The sequence below is a fragment of the Curtobacterium luteum genome (genome assembly GCF_014646995.1).
Taxonomy (GTDB): Bacteria; Actinomycetota; Actinomycetes; order Actinomycetales; family Microbacteriaceae; genus Curtobacterium; species Curtobacterium luteum.
In genome coordinates this window covers 125,026-143,079 of sequence record NZ_BMOI01000001.1, presented here as the reverse complement: position 1 = coordinate 143,079, position 18,054 = coordinate 125,026, and the positions used below count along the sequence as shown (strand labels likewise).

Below are 18,054 nucleotides of genomic sequence, written 5' to 3'. Positions count from 1 at the left end.
CGAGCGCGAGAACTGTCGCTGGGACCGAGACTCGGTCCTGCTGACCCGAGTCTCGGGAGCGGCCGGCGCTACCAGCTGACGGGCAGCGGCTTGCCTTCCTCGTAGCCGGCGGCCGACTGGATGCCGACGAGGGCGCGCTCGTGGAACTCGGCGAGCGACGACGCCCCCGCGTAGGTCGCGGAGCTGCGGATGCCCGTGGTGATCATGTCGAGGAGGTCCTCGACGCTCGGCCGCTCCGGGTCGAGGTAGATCGTCGACGACGAGATGCCCTCGGCGAAGAGCGCCTTCCGTGCGCGCTCGTACGGGTCGAGGCGCTCGAACCGCTCGCGCACGGCCTTGGCGCTCGCCATGCCCCAGCTCTCCTTGTAGGCCTTGCCCGCCGCGTCGCGGCGCAGGACGCCGGGTGCCTCGAGGGTGCCCGCGAACCACGAGCCGATCATCACGGCCGAGGCCCCGGCGGCCAGCGCGAGCGCGACGTCGCGCGGGTAGCGGACCCCACCGTCGGCCCAGACGTGGGCGCCGAGCGACTTCGCCGCGGCAGCGGTCTCGAGGACCGCGGAGAACTGCGGCCGGCCCACCGCGGTCATCATGCGCGTCGTGCACATCGCGCCCGGGCCGACGCCGACCTTGATGATCGACGCGCCCGCGCCGACGAGGTGCGCGACGGCGTCGGCGGTGACGACGTTGCCCGCGACGAGCGGGATGCCGAGGTCGAGCGACGCCACCGTGTCGAGCGCGCGGAGCATGCCCTCCTGGTGACCGTGCGCGGTGTCGAGGACGAGCACGTCGACGCCCGCGGCGGCGAGGGCCTTCGCCTTCGCGGCGACGTCGCCGTTGATGCCGAGCGCTGCGGCCACCCGCAGGCGACCGTCGGCGTCGACGGCAGGCGTGTAGATGTCGGAGCGGATCGCGCTCGTGGGGCTCGTCGTTCCGACGACGCGGCCGTGGCGGGTGACGGGTGCGAAGTCGACCTCCGCCGCGGTCAGGACGTCGTAGACGTGCCGGGAGGTGCCGGCGTCCTCGGCGTCGATGCCGGTGGACGCGCCGTGCAGCAGGTCGCCCAGGGTCGCGTCGGGGCCGGCGGTGCCCAGTCGGGTCGCCGGGACGCAACCGAGGTACTCGCCGCGGCCGTCCCGCACGACCACACCACGCCCGGCGACCGGGAGCAGCTGCTCGAGGGCCTCGGCGACCGTGGTGTCGGCCCCGAGGTCGTAGGCGGTGTCGAAGGCCACGGGCTGGTCCTTCACCCAGCGGATCGCGGCGTCGAGGTCCTGCAGGTGCATGTCCTGGGGCAGGACGCCGAGGCCACCGCGCCGGGCGAGCGTCGCGGCGAGGCGCGGCCCCGTGACGGAGTTCATGTTCGCGCTGATGATCGGGATCGTCGCGCCGGAGCCGTCGTTCGCGGCGAGGTCCACGTCGAAGCGACTCGTCACCCCGGACCGGCTGGGGACGAGGAAGACGTCGGAGTAGGTCAGGTCGTGCGTCGGCCGCGTCTCGTAGAACCTCATGGGGCCACTGTACGGCGGCACAGGGCACGCGGACCGGTGTCCGGCCCCGTCGGGACCGCGGTCCTGCCCCGTCGGGACCGGCTGTCGGGCCGCGCCCGCGCGACACGCGCGAGCCCCGGACGGGAGGCGCGAATCACGTCCGGCGGTCACCGAACGGTCATCCGGGAGCGGCTAGGCTCTCTGGCAGTACGGCAGCAGGGTTGCTGCGTACGACACACACGAGCATCTATCGACGGAGAGTGGGCGATCGGCTGTGTCGAGCCATCTGACCGGAACTGACGAGACCGCGGGCGACTTCGGGGCGAACGAGTGGCTCGTCGACGAGCTCTACGAGCAGTTCGTCGCGGACAAGAGCTCGGTCGACGAGTCCTGGTGGCCGGTCCTCGAGAAGTTCCACCGCTCGCAGACCGGGCAGGGGTCTGCTCCGTCCGCCCCCGCAGCATCCACGCCGGCTCCGTCCACGTCCGCCCAGGGCACGCCTGCCTCGGCCGCACCCGCGCCGTCGGGCACCGCGCCCGCAACGCAGTCGAGCACGCAGCAGCCCGCCACCGGCGACGCCCCCGCCGAGGCCAAGTCCGGCCCGATCCAGGCGCGCACCACCTCGCGCCAGCCCGCCCCGCAGCCGATCCCCGCGGAGGCGAACGACGCCGCCGACGAGCACGAGGAGACCCACGAGGACGTGGCGACCCCGCTCCGGGGCATGGCGAAGACCCTCGCGTCGAACATGGACGCGTCGCTGACCGTCCCGACCGCGACGAGCGTCCGGACCATCCCGGCGAAGCTCATGATCGACAACCGCATCGTTATCAACAACCACCTGCGGCGTGCCCGCGGCGGCAAGATCTCGTTCACCCACCTGATCGGCTGGGCGATGGTCCAGGCGATCAAGGAGTTCCCGAGCCAGAACGTCTTCTACGAGGAGCGCGACGGCAAGCCGTTCCTGGTCGAACCGGCGCACGTGAACCTCGGGATCGCGATCGACGTCCCGAAGAAGGACGGCAGCCGGTCACTCCTCGTCCCGAGCATCAAGCGCGCCGAGACCCTGACGTTCGGGCAGTTCCTCTCCGCCTACGAGGACCTCGTCAAGCGTGCCCGCGACAACAAGCTCACGCCGGCCGACTTCCAGGGGACGACGATCTCGCTGACGAACCCCGGCGGCATCGGCACCGTGCACTCGGTCCCGCGCCTCACCAAGGGGCAGGGCTGCATCATCGGCGCCGGAGCGCTCGAGTACCCGGCGCAGTTCCAGGGCTCCGCGGAGAAGACCCTCGTCGAGCTCGGCATCGGCAAGACCATCACGCTGACGAGCACCTACGACCACCGGGTGATCCAGGGCGCCGGCTCGGGCGAGTACCTCAAGAAGGTGCACGAGCGACTCATCGGCGGGCACGGCTTCTACGAGGGCATCTTCGCGGCACTCCGCATCCCGTACAAGCCCATCCAGTGGGCGACCGACATCAACGTCGACCTCGCGCACCGCGTCAACAAGACCTCGCGCGTGCAGGAGCTCATCAACAGCTTCCGGGTCCGCGGCCACCTCATGGCGGACATCGACCCGCTCGAGTACCGCCAGCGCACCCACCCCGACCTCGAGATCGAGAACCACGGGCTGACCTTCTGGGACCTCGACCGCGAGTTCGTCACCGGCGGACTGGCCGGCACCACGAACGCACCGCTGCGCGACGTGCTCGGCATCCTTCGGGACGCGTACTGTCGCACCACCGGCGTCGAGTACATGCACATCCAGGACCCGGAACAGCGTCGGTGGATGCAGTCCCACATCGAGGTCCCGTACGCGAAGCCGTCCAAGGAGGAGCAGCTCCGCGTCCTCGGCAAGCTCAACGAGGCCGAGGCGTTCGAGACCTTCCTGCAGACGAAGTACGTCGGGCAGAAGCGGTTCTCGCTCGAGGGCGGCGAGTCGACGATCGCGTTCCTCGACACCCTCATCCAGCATGCCGCCGGCGCCGGGCTCCGGGAGGTCGCGATCGGCATGGCCCACCGCGGTCGCCTCAACGTCCTGACGAACATCGCCGGCAAGACGTACGGGCAGATCTTCCGTGAGTTCGAGGGCTCGTCGCTGCCGGGCTCGGTCTCCGGCCAGGGCTCGGGTGACGTGAAGTACCACGTCGGCACCGAGGGCGTCTTCCGCGCGAGCGACGGCACCGCGATCCCCGTGACGATCGCCGCGAACCCGTCGCACCTCGAGGCCGTCGACGGCGTGCTCGAGGGCATCGTCCGCGCGAAGCAGGACAAGCAGGGCCCGGGCTCGACGAACGTCCTGCCGGTGCTCGTGCACGGCGACGCGGCGATGGCCGGCCAGGGCGTCGTGGTCGAGACGCTGCAGATGTCGCAGCTCCGCGGCTACCGCACCGGCGGCACGGTCCACCTGGTCATCAACAACCAGGTCGGCTTCACGACCCCGCCGGAGTCGGCGCGCAGCTCGGTGTACTCCACCGACGTCGCGAAGACGATCCAGGCGCCGATCTTCCACGTGAACGGCGACGACCCCGAGGCCGTCTCCCGCGTCGCGGAGCTCGCCTTCGCCTACCGCGAGGAGTTCCACCGCGACGTCGTCATCGACCTCATCTGCTACCGCCGCCGGGGGCACAACGAGGGCGACGACCCTTCGATGACCCAGCCGCTCATGTACAACCTCATCGAGGCGAAGCGCTCCGTCCGCACGCTCTACACCGAGGCGCTCGTCGGCCGCGGCGACATCACGCAGGAGGAGTACGACGAGGCGCACCGCGACTTCCAGGACCGCCTGGAGCGTGCCTTCGCCGAGACGCACGAGGCACAGACCGGCACGATCCCGGTCATCACGGGCGACGACGACGGCGCGGTGAACGGTCTCGAGCGTCCGGCCGCGCAGCGCGACGACTCCGAGGTCGACGTCCACGAGACCGCCGTGTCCGAGGAACTCGTCCGGATGATCGGCGACGCGCACAGCAACCCGCCGGCAGGCTTCTCCATCCACCCGAAGCTCCAGCAGCTCCTGTCCAAGCGCACCGACATGACGCGGAACGGCGGCATCGACTGGGCGATGGCGGAGCTCATGGCGATCGGGTCGGTGCTCGTCGAGGGCAAGCCCGTCCGGCTCGCCGGGCAGGACGCCCGCCGCGGGACCTTCGTGCAGCGGCAGGCGGTGTTCCACGACCGCGTCAACGGCCAGGAGTGGCTGCCGCTCGCGAACCTGACCGAGGACCAGGCGCGCTTCACGATCTACGACTCGCTGCTGAGCGAGTACGCGGCCATGGCGTTCGAGTACGGCTACTCGGTCGAGCGTCCCGAGGCCCTCGTGCTCTGGGAGGCGCAGTTCGGCGACTTCGCGAACGGCGCCCAGACCGTGATCGACGAGTTCATCTCGTCCGCCGAGCAGAAGTGGGGACAGCGCTCCGGACTGGTGCTCCTGCTCCCCCACGGCTACGAGGGCCAGGGACCGGACCACTCGTCGGCACGCATCGAGCGCTACCTGCAGCTCTTCGCCGAGGACAACATGGTGATCGCGCGCCCGTCGACGCCGGCGTCGTGGTTCCACCTGCTCCGTCGGCAGGCGTGGGAGCGTCCGCAGAAGCCCCTCGTGGTGTTCACCCCGAAGGCGATGCTCCGACTGCGCCAGGCGACGAGCCCGGTCGAGGCCTTCACGAGCGGCACGTTCCAGGAGGTGCTCGACGACGACCGGCAGCTCGACACCGGTGCCGTGCGCCGGGTGGTGCTGCACTCGGGCAAGGTCCACCACGACCTCCGCGCCGAGGTCGAGAAGTCGGCCCGCACGGACGTCGCACTCGTCCGGCTCGAGCAGCTCGCGCCGCTGCCGCTCGAGCGGATCCTCGAGGTGCTCGGCCGCTACCCGGACGCCGAGGTCGTCTGGGCGCAGGAAGAACCCGAGAACCAGGGCGCCTGGCCGTTCGTGTGCATGAACCTGTCGCCGCACCTGCAGGGCCGGCCGCTGTCGGTGGCGTCGCGTCCGGCGAGTGCCGCACCCGCCACGGGTTCGTCGAAGCGCTCGGCGCAGGAGGCCAGCGAGGTCATCCGCCGGGCCCTCGGCTAGCCGCACGCGACGCCCAGCCGCACGCGACGCACAGCCGCACGCGACGCAGCTCGCGCCCCGCACGAACATCGCGCCCCGTCCCGACGGGGCGCGATGTGCGTACGGGGGGCGGAGCGCTCACGGCGCAGCCGTCCGGACGCGCAGCGCAGCGCCAGCCGTCGGGACTCGCAGCGCAGCGCCAGCCGTCCGGACGCGCAGCGCAGCCCGTCGGGCCTACACGATGCGGGTGTACCGGACCCCCGCCTCGTGGTACCCGCGCTTCTGGTAGAACCGGTGCGCACTGTCCGTCGCGGCCGCACTCACGGGGCTGAGGCGACGCGCACCCTGCTCGGCCGCCCACGTCTCGAACGTGCCGAGGAGCGCAGAACCGGTGCCGTTCCTCCTGGCCGTCGGGTCGACGACGAGCAGCAGCAGCTGCGCCGTCGGCTCGTCCGAGACGTAGGCCCAGGTGAGCTGCGCCCCGGCGACCGCAGCCACGCGACCGTCGTCACCGCGCACCAGCCAGGTGCGGTGTCCGGCCTCCGGCGTCAGCCGCTCGAGCCGGGCACGCATGCCCGCCGGAGCGACGTCGTGGCCGAGCAGCCGGACGAGCGCGGTGACGTCGGCGACGTCCGTGTCGGACCAGGTGGTGATCGACTCGACGAGAAGGGTCATGCGGCGACCCTACCGAGCGCGGTGGGCGTGTGACGACACGCCGACCGCACCCGTGGCGGGGTCAGTGGGTGGCCTGCTCCACGCGGATGCGCGCGAGGACCTCGGCGCGGAGCTGTTCCGGCGCGGTCTCCTTGCAGGCACGTCGGACTGTCTCGATGAGGACGACGCCGACGCGGTGCTCGGTCGTGCAGTCCTCGCAGCCCTCCATGTGCTCACGGATGTCCGCCGCGTCCTCACGGCAGAGCTCGCCGTGCAGGAACTCCTCGAGCTCCGCCTTCGCCTTCGAGCAGTCGCAGCCGCTCATCGCGCTTCCTTCCCTTCGACGCGACCCGAGGTCGCAACTGGCTTCCGGCCGCGTCCGCGCATCGTCGCCGTCGACGCTGCGTCCGGGACGATGCCGGTCTCGCGGGCGTGGTCCGCCAGCAGCCCCCGGAGGAGGCGGCGGCCACGGTGGAGGCGGCTCATGACCGTCCCCACGGGGGTCTTCATGATGTCGGCGATCTCCTGGTACGAGAAGCCCTCGACGTCCGCGAAGTACACGGCCATCCGGAAGTCCTCGGGGATCGCCTGCAGGGCGTCCTTGACCGCGGACGACGGCAGGTGGTCGATGGCGTCCGCCTCGGCCGAGCGCGCGGAGATCGACTGCGTGACGCTCTCCGCACCGCCGAGCTGCCAGTCCTCGAGCTCGTCGATCGTGCCCTGGTACGGGTTCCGCTGGTTCTTGCGGTACGTGTTGATGAACGTGTTCGTGAGGATGCGGTACAACCACGCCTTGAGGTTCGTGCCCTGCCGGAACTGCCGGAAGGCCGCGAACGCCTTGACGAAGGTCTCCTGCACGAGGTCCGACGCGTCGGCGGGGTTGCGGGTCATCCGCATCGCCGCACCGTACAGCTGGTCCATGAACGGCAGCGCCTGGGTCTCGAACAGCGACCGGAGCTCGCTCTCGGACACGGTGGTCTCGTCGGCGAGGACCTCGTCCTCCTCCTCGACCGCGTCGAGCTGCGCCTCGGTCGCCGCGACGAGGTCGTGCGGAGCCGCCACGTCGTGCGCCGCCGCGCCGTGCGGCCCGGTGACGTCGTGCGGTGCTGCCTGCGGTTCGTCGGTGGTCATCACGGCCGAGTCTAGGCCGAGCGTGGTGACCGCGACGGGCAGGTGCGTCCGCTCGCGCGTCAGTGTTGCTGTCGCCAAGGATCCTCCCGGTGGATTCAGTACCCTGGTGAACCGATGGCTGCCACGACGCATTCCCACCAGGCTCCTGCTCCCTGGACCGCCCCGCGCGCACGGGGCCCGCTCCGCGGCGACGTCGCGCTGCCGGGGTCGAAGTCGCTGACGAACCGGGAGCTCGTCCTGGCCGCCCTCGCCGACGGCCCCTCGACCATCCGGCTGCCGCTGCACTCGCGGGACTCGGCCCTGATGATCGCCGGCCTCCGGCAGCTCGGGGTCGGGATCGAGGAGCTCCCTCCGGCGCCCGGCACGGACGGAGCGCCAGGTGTGCCGAACCCGTACGGACCGGACCTCCGGATCACCCCGGCACCGATGCGCGGCGACGTCCGGGTGGACTGCGGCCTCGCCGGCACCGTGATGCGCTTCCTGCCCCCGCTCGCGGCGCTGGCGACCGGCCCGGTCACGATCGACGGCGACCCGTACGCCCGGAAGCGTCCGATGGGCGCGATCATCCAGGCGCTCGTCGACCTCGGGGTGGACGTCACCGACGACGGCGACGGCGCGATGCCCTTCTCCTTCACGGGCACCGGTGCGGTCCGCGGCGGCTCGCTGACGATCGACGCGTCCGCGTCCTCGCAGTTCGTCTCCGGCCTGCTGCTGTCCGCGCCGCGCTTCACCGAGGGCCTGCACCTCGTGCACGCGGGCGAGCGGCTGCCGAGCCTGCCGCACATCGACATGACCGTCGAGGTCCTGCGCGCGCGGGGTGTCCGCGTCGACCAGCCGGCCGTCGGCGAGTGGGTCGTGCACCCGGGTCCCATCGCCGCGCGGGACGTCACGATCGAACCCGACCTGTCCAACGCCGCACCGTTCGCGGTGGCCGCGCTCGTCGCGGGCGGCTCCGTCCGCATCCGCACCTGGCCGACCGAGACGACCCAGGTGGGTGCCGACCTCGAGACGCTCCTGCCCCTGTGGGGCGCGACCGTCACGAGGGACGGCGACGACCTCGTGTTCGACGGCGGGCTCGGGGTGGCGGGTGGTGCCCCCCTGCCGGGCGTCGACCTCGACCTCACGCGCGGCGGCGAGCTCGCGCCGGCGCTCGTCGCGCTCGCGGCCCTCGCCGACGGACCGAGCGAGGTCACCGGGATCGGTCACCTGCGTGGACACGAGACGGACCGGCTCGCCGCGCTCGCTGCGGACCTGAACCGGACGGGAGGCGCGGTGCGCGAACTCGACGACGGCCTGCGGATCGAGCCGGCCCCGCTCCACGGCGCGGCGTGGGCCGCGTACGACGACCACCGGATGGCGACCGCCGGTGCCGTGGTCGGCCTCGTCGTCGACGGCGTCGCCGTCGACGACAGCGGCTCGACCGCGAAGACCCTCCCCCAGTTCCCGCAGCTGTGGGCGGAGCTCGTCGCGACCGCCGGCTCCCCGGGGGCCGCTCCGTGAGCTGGTGGGACGACGCCGACGGAGACGACGGCGAGGACGAGCCCTACGGCGACTACGAGTCGCGGGTCCGGATCCGTCCGAACCCGAAGGGCAACCGGCCGCGCACGAAGGTCCGACCGACGCACGAGGACGCGACGGCCGGCTGGGTGACGAACGTCGACCGCGGGCGCTTCGGCGTGCTCGTCGGGGACGCGGTGATCACGGCCACCAAGGCCCGGGAGCTCGGGAAGAAGTCCGTGGTCACGGGCGACCACGTGTCGCTCGTCGGCGACACCTCCGGCGAACCGGGGTCCCTCGCACGGATCGTCAAGGTCGCCGAACGCACGACGCTGCTCCGGCGGAGCGCCGACGACACCGACGAGGTCGAGCGGGTGATCGTGGCGAACGCCGACCAGATGCTCATCGTCGTCGCCGCGGCCGACCCGGAACCGCGCACCCGGCTGATCGACCGGTACCTCGTGGCCGCGTTCGACGCCGGCCTCGACCCGGTCCTCTGCATCACGAAGACCGACCTCGCCGACCCCGCGCCGTTCCTGGAGCACTTCGCCTGCCTCTCGCTGCGGATCGTGACGAGCCGCTCGGACGACGTGCCCTTCGCAGCGCTCCACGACGTCCTGGACGAGAAGGTCACGGTGACCGTCGGCCACTCCGGCGTGGGCAAGTCGACGCTCGTGAACGCCATCACCGGGGCGACCCGGGCGACCGGACACGTCAACGCCGTCACCGGACGGGGGCGCCACACGTCGTCGTCCTCGATCGCGCTGCGGGTGCGGGACGGCGGCTGGATCATCGACACGCCGGGCGTCCGGTCGTTCGGTCTCGGCCACGTCGACCCCGCGAACGTCTTCCGGGCGTTCGCGGCGCACGCGGTCCCCGTGCGCGAGCCGGCCGACGGCATCCCGTTGTCGCAGGCCCACGACTGGGAGATCGTCGACCGGGTGGCGGACGGCGAGCTCGGCCCGACGGGCGTCGAGCGGCTGGACTCCTTCCGGGCGCTGCTCACCGGGATGGGCGCGGAGGACCCCGGGCAGGAGTAGGCCTGCGGCGGGTGGCTGGCGGGCGGCTGGCGGCTGGCGGGCAGCGCGCGCCTGGCTTCCGGTCGGCGCCTGGCTTCCCGTCGGCGCCTGGCTTCCCGTCGGACGTCGCCGACTCCGGAGGGTCACGACTCCCCGCTCAGGCCCCCCGCGCGGTCACGAACGGTCGCTCCGCCGGCGCCGCACCGACGCGTCGTGACCACTCGACGCCGCGGACGCGGGGTGTCGCGACCGCCGAGCGGACGCCGGGATCCGCGGCCGCCCCCACCCACGCCGTCGGACGCGTGCACGACGACGCCGGGGACCAGCCCTCGGCGACGTCGGGGCTGCGCCCGGCGCGGTCACGACTCCCCGCTCAGGTACCCCGCGCGGTCACGAACGGTCGCTCCGCCGGCGCCGCACCGACGCGTCGTGACCACTCGACGCCGCGGACGCGGGGTGTCGCGACCGCCGAGGGGACGCCCGGGGCCGCGACCGCCGAGGGGATACCGGCATCCGCCCGCCACCACCGACGCCACCACCACCGACGCCGCCGCCGCCGACGCCACCACCGACGACGCCGCCGCCACCACCGACGCCGCCGCCGCCGACGCCGCCGCTGCCATCACCGCGCCGCGGTGGCGGTGTACCGTTGCCCCACGTGTCTGAAGTTGCAAAGTACAACTTTGCGCCGGCCAGCACGGTCGACGCCCCGTCCCCCCACGTGTCCGCGCCGCACGCACCCGCGGCGCACACCGCGGCGACCCACGCCGCCCCGAAGCCACCGCGCCGCTCCCCGGGCAACGGCGTCCTCCGTCCCGACGGCCTCGGCGCGACCCTCCGGCACTTCGCCTCGCACACCCTGGTCCCGCTGTTCCTCGCCGCCGGCATGGGCCTCGCGTACCTCGGCGCGTTCCACGCCCCGACGCCGCACGACCTCCCCGTCGGCATCGTCGGCCAGGGTGCGGCCACGCAGGTGTTCGCGCAGACCGTCACGGACCAGTCCGACGGCGCCCTCGTCGCGCACGTCGTGACCTCCACCGACCGCGCCGAACAGCAGGTCCGCGACCGCGAGCTCGCGGCGGTCTACGCCCCGACGACGAGCGGCGCGACCCTCTACGTCTCGACCGCGGCGTCCGAGACCACCGCGACCGCCGCGCAGAAGGTCTTCATGCCCATCGCGTTCCGGCAGCACCTGCCGTTCCGCGTGGTGGACGTCGTCCCGCCGGCGAGCAGGACTCGACGGGGCAGGGGCTGTTCTTCCTCCTGGTCGGCCTCAGCGTGGGCGGCTACGCATCGGCCATCGCGGTCGCCGCGGTCGCCGCACGCCTCCGGCCGTTCTGGACGACCGTGGTGGGGATCGTCACCGCGGGCGTCGTCGCCGGCATCGGCATCGTCGTCGCCGGCCCGGTGTACGGCGTGGTCACGACGCACCGGTGGGAGGTGTTCCTGTTCGCGTGGCTGTACGACGCGATCATCGTGGCCCTCGGCGTCGGTCTGCACCCCGTCCTCGGACGGTGGACCACGCCGATCCTCACGATGCTGTTCGTGATGCTCAACTTCACCAGTTCCGGCGGCATCTTCCAGCCGGCGTTCCAGCCCGGGTTCTTCGCGGCGCTGAACAGCTTCTGGAGCGGTGCTGCGTGGCTCCGGGCCGCCCAAGACCTCCAGTACTTCCCGGACGCGTCCCTCGGGCGTCCGAGCCTCGTGCTCGCGCTCTGGCTGGCCGCCGCGGTCCTGCTCTGCGTCGTCGTGCACGGCCTGGTCGCCCGGCGGACCCGCATCGCCCGCGAACGCGCCGTCTCCGCGCAGGAGGAGGACGAGGTGGTCGCCGCCTGACACCCCCGCATCCCATCCCGGCGTGCCGCACCCGAGCGCTACGCTCGACGCGTGGACCTCAGCGCCGACCTGGACTTCGCCCGCTCCCTCGCCGACACCGCCGACGCGATCAGCCTCGAACGGTTCCGCGCCGCCGACCTGCACGTGTCGAAGAAGGCCGACAGCACCCACGTCACGGACGGCGACCAGGCGGTGGAGCGGGCCATCCGCGACCGCCTGGCGACGGAACGCCCGGACGACGCGTTCCTCGGCGAGGAGACGACCGCGGACGCGGGCGGCGAGGCCGTCAGCGAAGGACACCGCCAGTGGGTCGTGGACCCGATCGACGGCACGGCGAACTACCTCCGCGGCGTGCCGGTCTGGGCGACGCTGATCGCCCTCGCCGTCGACGGTCGGCCGGTGCTCGGTGTCGTCAGCGCTCCCGCGCTCGGCAAGCGTTGGTGGGCGGCCGAGGGTCTCGGTGCGCACTCGTTCGACGGCCCGCTGCACGTCTCCGGGGTGGCGGACCTCGCCGACGCGAGCCTCAGCTACAACAGCATCCAGCAGTGGGACGAGGACGACCGGCTCGAGCCGCTCGTCGCGCTGTCACGGAAGGTCTGGCGCACCCGGGCCTACGGCGACATGTGGCCGTACATGATGGTCGCGGAGGGTGTGCTCGACGTCGCGGGCGAACCCGACCTTAAGCAGTGGGACATCGCCGCGCTCGTCCCGATCGTCGAGGAGGCCGGCGGACGGTTCACCTCCCTCGACGGCGATCCCGGACCGTGGCACGGCAGTGCGCTCGCGTCGAACGGCCTCGTGCACGACGCCGTCGTCGACGTCATCCGTCGCTGACGGCACCGCGGGGCGATCCGAAGAACGCACATCGCGCATCCGGGTACCCCGACGGCAGCCCCTCGCGCCGACCCCTCCGCAGGACGGCATCCGACACCCGCGCGTACCCCGCTCGACCGGGACTCGTGAGGACGCCACCGCCGGGCGCCCGGGCGCCCGGGCGTCCGCCACCGACCGCCCCCGTCGCGGTCAGGACGACGGTGTACCCCGAACGCCCGGCACGTGTCCCGTGGCCAGCCCCCGCGACCGCGACGCCGCCCCCCGGACTGGGGGCAGTCGAAGGGAGAAAACGTCGGGAACGACCGGTCCACCTCGCCGGGACCTGGGTTACTGTCAACGAGACGCCAGGTCAGGTGACGTCTCGGATTCCCTAGATCCGGCACGGAACGCGACCCGGTGCCAGTTCGTCGAAGACCCTAACCCGAGGGGTGATACAGACGATGACATCATCGTTCCCGAGCGGAACCGAGTGCACCCTCACTCGTCCGCATTCCAACCACGAAGCTCTCGCACGTCCGGTCACCGGCGCGGTCACCCGCCACGCCTCCGTCCGGTCCGCCTCCGCGCGCCCGTCCGTCGCAGCATCCGTCTCCGGACCCGGAGGCCGGTGAGTCATGGCACTCACCGGTCGCCGTCTCGAGGTCGACCGGATCGCGACCCTCGCAATGCTCCCTCGGGAGTCCGCGATGGTCGTCGTCGGCGACCCTGGTTCCGGGCGCAGCAGCGTCCTCGACGCGGTGGCTCACCGCGTCTCCCTCCCCGTCGTCCGCGTCGGTGTGAACGGGAGTGAGTCCCACTGGCCCCTGGCCGGCGTGACCGCACTGTTCACCGCCCTGGACGACCCCCGCGCCACCGCGCACATCGCCCACCTGCTGCAGGCGGGCTCCACCGGTGGTCAGGTCCCCGAACGCGCCGGCCTCGCCGCTGCGCACGACTTCCTCGAAGCCGTGCACACGCTCACCCTGCCGCCGACGGTCGTCCTCATCGACGACCTCGACCGGATGGACGTGGAGAGCCAGGAGCTCATCGCGTTCCTCGCCGGCCGACTGGCAGGGACCGCACTGCGTGTGGTCGCGTCCGTCCGCACCGTCCCCGCCGACGGCCCGCTCGCGGCGCTGCCCGCGCTGCGGCTCGAACCGCTCAGCGAGGACGTCGCCCTGACGCTCGCCCGCAGCACGGCTCCGGACGACGCGAACGACGGTGTCCTCGCGATCCTCGCGCAGGAGACCGGAGGCAACCCCGGCGTACTGCGCGAACAGCTCGCGAGCCTCACCCGCGGTCAGCTGATCGGCACCGAGCCGCTCGTACTGCCGCTCCGCCCCACCAAGACGACGGAAGCGATCGCCGCGACCGTGCTCGACGCCGCTGCGGGACGCGATCTGGACGTCCTCGCTCGGCTCGCGCTGGTCCCGACGGCCAAGGCCGCCACGTGGGACCGCGACGCACTCGACGACCTCGCGGACGCGGGACTCGTCGCCGTGCGGGGGCAGCACGTGGAGGTCGCGAACCCCCTCGTCCGCTCGTCGTTGTACTGGCGGACGCCCTCCCGGGAGCGCCGGGCCGCCCACACCGCCCTGGCGGAGGTCACGGCGGACACGGACGCACGAGCCCACGCCTGGCACCGCAGCTTCGTGGACGACGTCCCCGACGCCGTCGCGCTGCTCCGGGCCGCGCGGTCGTACGTCGTGGACGGCAACACCACCGCGGCGACGTCCCTCACCGAGCGAGCCCTGCTCGTCGGGGGCGGCACCGCGGACGAGCACGAGGCGCTGCTCGGCGTCGCCGAGGTCATGCTGGCGAACCGGCTCCTCAGCGCCGCCGCACGGTACCTCGCCGCGATCCGACCGTTCCGCGAGACGACCACCGAGGTCCGCCGGCTGCGCCTGCAGTACTCCGTCGAGTTCCTCAGCGGCGACGCTGTGCACGCGGACGAGCTGCTCCTGCCGGTCGACGCCGGCGACCCGGTGGAGACCGACGCCGTCGCGGGCCTGCTCGCGACCGTGGCGTGCTTCCGCGCCGAGGTGTGGGAGCTCGACCAAGCGCGGGACCTCCTGGCCCGCGCCGAGCCCTTCCTCGACTCGGCCTCCGCGCACACGCTGGAGATCACGGCGACGGCCCGCGAGCTCATCGCCGCCGTCGACGGGACCCTCCCGGCGGACGCGGACCTGCACGACGGGCTCTCGGCCGCCGTGTTGACGGGCATGTCCGACGCCGCCCTGCTGCTGCTCGCCCACGCCCTGAGCATCGGTGAGCGCTACCGCAGCGCCCGTCGGGTCTTCGCACTGGTCCTCGCCCGGGGTCCGCAGACGCCGCTCGTGTGGACGGAAGCGGCCCGCTACCTGTCCGCCGAGAACGAGGTGCGCTCCGGGAACTTCCGGCAGGCGCTCCGCGCGATCGACGTCTGGGAGGCCGGTTCCGCGGCGTCCGAGCGGTTCCGAGAGCCCTCGCGGGTGATCGCGATCGCCTGGCGCCACTTCGCGGAGGGTCGTTCCTCGGAGGCGCTCGACGTGCTGGACCGCTGCCTCGCGCAGCGCTCCACGAACCGGCTCTGGGGCGCGACGGCGAAGCTGCACGCGTTCCGTGGTCGGGTCCTGCTGCTCGACGGTCGGCTCGAGGAGGCCGCCGTCAGCCTCGAGGCGGCCGACGCCATCGGCCGTTCCCTGCGGAACCCCGCCGTGCTCCGGCACCTCGGAGACCTGGTGGAGGCGTACGCACGCCTCGGCCGGATCGACGACGCGCGGGCGATCACCGCCCGGCTGGCCGCGGACCACCACTCCCGGCCGTCGCGCTGGGGCGCGCTGGTCCTCGCGCGGAGCCTGGCGCTCGTCGCGGACGACACGACGCGCGAGACCGCGAGGCGTCGCGCGCTGGAGCTGTTCCAGCCGCACGACTCGCAGTACGAGCGGGCTCGCACCTTCGCGGCACTCGCCGCGGTCGGCACGGCCACCGAGCGTCCGCGGCTCGGCGCCGCAGCGGCGGCCGCGTACGAGGCCGCCGGCCTCCGGCGTCCGCTCGTCACGCCCGCCCCGTCGGTCGCGATGCCGTCGTTCGGCGGTTCGCTCCTCCGGTCCGGCCCGACGGGCTCGGCGCCGCAGCCCGGCACACCGCGGAGCGCGCCGGACGCGTCCGCAGCGCTGACGTCGCTGACCGCCGAGGAACGCGCCGTGGTGCAGAAGGTGACGGAGGGCTACCGCAACCGCGAGATCGCCTCGTCGCTCTTCATGTCGCAGCGCACGGTGGAGCTGCGGCTCACGCAGATCTACCGCAAGGTGGGCGCGCGCTCGCGCTCGCACCTCGTGGCGCTGCTCACCTGATCGCGGTCGCGACGCGACCACGCATCGGACGGGAGGCCCGGTACCAGCTGGTACCGGGCCTCCCGTCCGTTCCCGGGTTGCGTGGATGCGGGGTCCCGCAGTGTCGCACCCGCGGTGCGGGCCCCGCGCGGGGAACCGCAAGAGCGGTCGACGGGTGTTGCCCCGCCCCCGTCCGCGGGTGACGCTTCTCCTGCACCGACCGCCGTGCTCCTCCCGGAGCCCGTCCGCGGTACCCCGTTCGATACCCGAACCGTCGGCCCTGAGACCGCCGTCGTCCGTCCTCGCCTGATCCGAGGACGGGCGGCGGCCCCCGAGCCGGCGGACCGAGCGCGCGGCTGACCCGACGGCGGTCGGTGCCGTTCCCCCGAGCACCACCCCTGCAGTTCCCGACCCGAAGGGACGCCCGATGTGCGGCATCATCGCGGCCCGCGTCAGTGACGACGCGAGCCCCTACCTGCTCGACGGCCTCGAGCGACTCGAGTACCGCGGCTACGACTCCGCCGGCATCGCGGTCCGGACCGCCTCCGGCCGCACCGAGACGATCCGCTCGGTGTCCCGGGTCGGCGACCTCCGGACGCTCGTCGCCGCACGGTCCGGCGACGCACTGACCGGGATCGGCATCGGCCACACCCGCTGGGCGACCCACGGTGCCGTGCGGGAGGCGAACGCGCACCCGCACGCGGACTGCGGCGGCCGCGTGAGCGTCGTGCACAACGGCATCGTGGAGAACGCCGACGAGCTCCGCGCGACGCTCGAACGCCAGGGCCACGTGTTCCGCTCCGACGTCGACTCGGAGGTCATCGCGCACCTCGTCGAGCGCGCCCTCGCGGTCGACCCGGACCTCATGCTCGCGGTGCAGATCGCGACCGCACAGCTCGAAGGGTCGTGGGCGATCGTCGTCCTCGACGCCCGCGACGGCCGGATGGTCGTCGCCGCCGACCGGTCGCCGCTCGTGGTCGCACGGTCGGCCCGCGGCGACTTCGTGGCGAGCGACATCGGCGCGATCGCCGAGTGGTGCGAGACCTTCGTGGCGCTCCGCGACGGCGACGTCGTCGAGCTGAGCGAGGCGTGGACCTGGTCGTCCGGCGGTGTGACGGTCCCGGTCCCCTTCCCCACGCCGTCGCCGTTCGCCGCGGCCGCCCTCGACCTCGGCGACCACCCGGACCACATGGCGAAGGAGATCGAGGAGCAGCCGGCCGTCGTCAGCTCGATCCTCGAGCGGGTCGCCCGTCGTGCGGTCGACGGCAGCATGTGGATCGGACTCGGACTACCCGGGTTCCACCGGCTCGCCGTCGTCGCGTGCGGCACCTCCCTGAACGCCGGGCACGTGATCGCGACCGCACTGCGCGGCATCGGCGGGGTCCCGACGGACATCGTGGTGGCGAGCGAGGCGGACCAGGTCGTGCTCGGCCCGGGCACGCTCGTCGTCGCGATCAGCCAGTCGGGCGAGACCGCCGACGTGCTCCGGGCGCTCGACCGCTTCGACGACAGGCACCCGGTGCTCGCGCTCACGAACAACCTGCACTCGTCGCTCGCCCGCCGGGCGGACGCGGTGCTCGACTGCCACGCCGGCCCCGAGGTCGGAGTCGCGGCGACGAAGACGTTCACCGCGCAGGTCGTCGTCGGCGTCGCGGCGATGATCTCCGCGATGGTGGCCTCCGGCCGGATCGGGACCGCCCGTGCCGCCGCGCTCGTCGCCGAGCTCTCCGAACTGCCGGCCCGCGTCGAGCACGCGGCGCCGGTCGCAGCCGACCGCATCCCGCTCCTGGTCGCGAACGTCCGGAAGGCGTCCGGCTTCCTGTTCCTCGGCCGCGGCCAGGGTCTGGCGTACGCGGCGGAGGGCGCGCTCAAGCTCAAGGAGCTGAGCTACCGGTGGGCCGAGGCGTACCCCGCCGGCGACCTCAAGCACGGACCGCTCGCGCTCGTCGACGAGGGCACCCCGGTCGTCGTGGTCGACCACGGCGAGCACCGGATGCAGGCGAACATCGCCGAGGTGCGGGCCCGTGGCGGCTTCGTCATCACCATCGGCGGCGAGGGCTCGGACATCCCCGCGCTCGCCGGCCGCGCGACCGGTGGCCTCACCTGGGGCGCGAGCACCGCGCCGTGGGGGCCGCTCGAGGCGGTCGTGCCGCTGCAGATGCTCGCCCGCGAACTCGCGCTCCAGCTCGGGTGCGACGTCGACAAGCCCCGGAACCTCGCGAAGTCGGTGACGGTCGAATAGCCAGGCACCG

12 protein-coding genes are annotated in these 18,054 nt (G+C 73.0%); 8 read left to right on the top strand and 4 right to left on the bottom strand.

All coding sequences use genetic code 11. The annotated features are described in order from the left end of the window. Positions 1-68: 68 nt before the first annotated feature. Complete coding sequence (gene guaB1 / locus IEY20_RS00600) at positions 69-1,508, bottom strand: GMP reductase (protein WP_175329068.1); 1,440 nt, start codon at positions 1,506-1,508, stop codon at positions 69-71. A 253-nt stretch (positions 1,509-1,761) separates the two neighbouring features. On the opposite strand from guaB1, the gene IEY20_RS00595 reads away from it, so the two are divergent. Next, the gene (locus IEY20_RS00595) at positions 1,762-5,559 is read left to right on the top strand and encodes a multifunctional oxoglutarate decarboxylase/oxoglutarate dehydrogenase thiamine pyrophosphate-binding subunit/dihydrolipoyllysine-residue succinyltransferase subunit (RefSeq protein WP_175329067.1); all 3,798 of its coding nucleotides are present in this window, start codon (positions 1,762-1,764) and stop codon (positions 5,557-5,559) included. A gap of 213 nt (positions 5,560-5,772) precedes the next feature. Here the strand turns inward: IEY20_RS00595 and IEY20_RS00590 are convergent, their stop codons facing one another. The 3 genes from IEY20_RS00590 to IEY20_RS00580 all read right to left on the bottom strand — a co-directional run bounded on the left by IEY20_RS00590 (position 5,773) and on the right by IEY20_RS00580 (position 7,323). Continuing rightward, positions 5,773-6,213, bottom strand: coding sequence for a GNAT family N-acetyltransferase (locus IEY20_RS00590; RefSeq protein ID WP_175329066.1), 441 nt, complete (start codon positions 6,211-6,213; stop codon positions 5,773-5,775). Between the two features lie 61 nt (positions 6,214-6,274). Next, positions 6,275-6,517, bottom strand: a complete 243-nt coding sequence (locus tag IEY20_RS00585; protein WP_022902600.1) for a zf-HC2 domain-containing protein — start codon at positions 6,515-6,517, stop codon at positions 6,275-6,277. Further along, positions 6,514-7,323 carry a sigma-70 family RNA polymerase sigma factor gene (locus IEY20_RS00580; RefSeq protein ID WP_175329065.1) on the bottom strand — a complete coding sequence of 270 codons (810 nt, stop codon included), beginning with the start codon at positions 7,321-7,323 and terminating at the stop codon, positions 6,514-6,516. The genes IEY20_RS00585 and IEY20_RS00580 overlap by 4 nt, the downstream gene beginning before the upstream one ends. A gap of 114 nt (positions 7,324-7,437) precedes the next feature. Between IEY20_RS00580 and aroA the strand changes: the two genes are divergently transcribed. From aroA to glmS, 7 genes are all read left to right on the top strand, one after another. Then, positions 7,438-8,823 carry a 3-phosphoshikimate 1-carboxyvinyltransferase gene (gene aroA, locus IEY20_RS00575; RefSeq protein ID WP_188888834.1) on the top strand — a complete coding sequence of 462 codons (1,386 nt, stop codon included), beginning with the start codon at positions 7,438-7,440 and terminating at the stop codon, positions 8,821-8,823. Further along, entirely contained in the window at positions 8,820-9,860 is a 1,041-nt protein-coding gene (rsgA, locus tag IEY20_RS00570; protein WP_175329063.1) for a ribosome small subunit-dependent GTPase A, read from the top strand. Before aroA ends, rsgA begins: the two co-directional genes overlap by 4 nt. 408 nt (positions 9,861-10,268) lie before the next feature. Then, positions 10,269-10,505 carry a hypothetical protein gene (locus IEY20_RS00565; protein ID WP_175329062.1) on the top strand — a complete coding sequence of 79 codons (237 nt, stop codon included), beginning with the start codon at positions 10,269-10,271 and terminating at the stop codon, positions 10,503-10,505. Positions 10,506-11,117: 612 nt separating this feature from the next. Beyond that, the gene (locus tag IEY20_RS00560) at positions 11,118-11,675 is read left to right on the top strand and encodes an ABC-2 transporter permease (protein ID WP_175329061.1); all 558 of its coding nucleotides are present in this window, start codon (positions 11,118-11,120) and stop codon (positions 11,673-11,675) included. Between the two features lie 51 nt (positions 11,676-11,726). After that, the gene (locus IEY20_RS00555) at positions 11,727-12,509 is read left to right on the top strand and encodes an inositol monophosphatase family protein (protein WP_175329060.1); all 783 of its coding nucleotides are present in this window, start codon (positions 11,727-11,729) and stop codon (positions 12,507-12,509) included. Positions 12,510-13,123: 614 nt separating this feature from the next. Beyond that, positions 13,124-15,823, top strand: a complete 2,700-nt coding sequence (locus IEY20_RS00550; RefSeq protein ID WP_175329059.1) for an AAA family ATPase — start codon at positions 13,124-13,126, stop codon at positions 15,821-15,823. Between the two features lie 406 nt (positions 15,824-16,229). Next, complete coding sequence (gene glmS, locus IEY20_RS00545) at positions 16,230-18,044, top strand: glutamine--fructose-6-phosphate transaminase (isomerizing) (protein ID WP_188888832.1); 1,815 nt, start codon at positions 16,230-16,232, stop codon at positions 18,042-18,044. Positions 18,045-18,054 lie beyond the last annotated feature (10 nt).

Excerpts from the sequence above, each read along its gene's own strand:
- guaB1 (WP_175329068.1), bottom strand. The coding sequence starts at position 1,508 with ATGAGGTTCTACGAGACGCGGCCGACGCACGACCTGACCTACTCCGAC.
- IEY20_RS00590 (WP_175329066.1), bottom strand. The coding sequence starts at position 6,213 with ATGACCCTTCTCGTCGAGTCGATCACCACCTGGTCCGACACGGACGTC.
- IEY20_RS00585 (WP_022902600.1), bottom strand. The coding sequence starts at position 6,517 with ATGAGCGGCTGCGACTGCTCGAAGGCGAAGGCGGAGCTCGAGGAGTTC.
- IEY20_RS00580 (WP_175329065.1), bottom strand. The coding sequence starts at position 7,323 with ATGACCACCGACGAACCGCAGGCAGCACCGCACGACGTCACCGGGCCG.
- aroA (WP_188888834.1), top strand. The coding sequence starts at position 7,438 with ATGGCTGCCACGACGCATTCCCACCAGGCTCCTGCTCCCTGGACCGCC.
- IEY20_RS00550 (WP_175329059.1), top strand. The coding sequence starts at position 13,124 with ATGGCACTCACCGGTCGCCGTCTCGAGGTCGACCGGATCGCGACCCTC.
- glmS (WP_188888832.1), top strand. The coding sequence starts at position 16,230 with ATGTGCGGCATCATCGCGGCCCGCGTCAGTGACGACGCGAGCCCCTAC.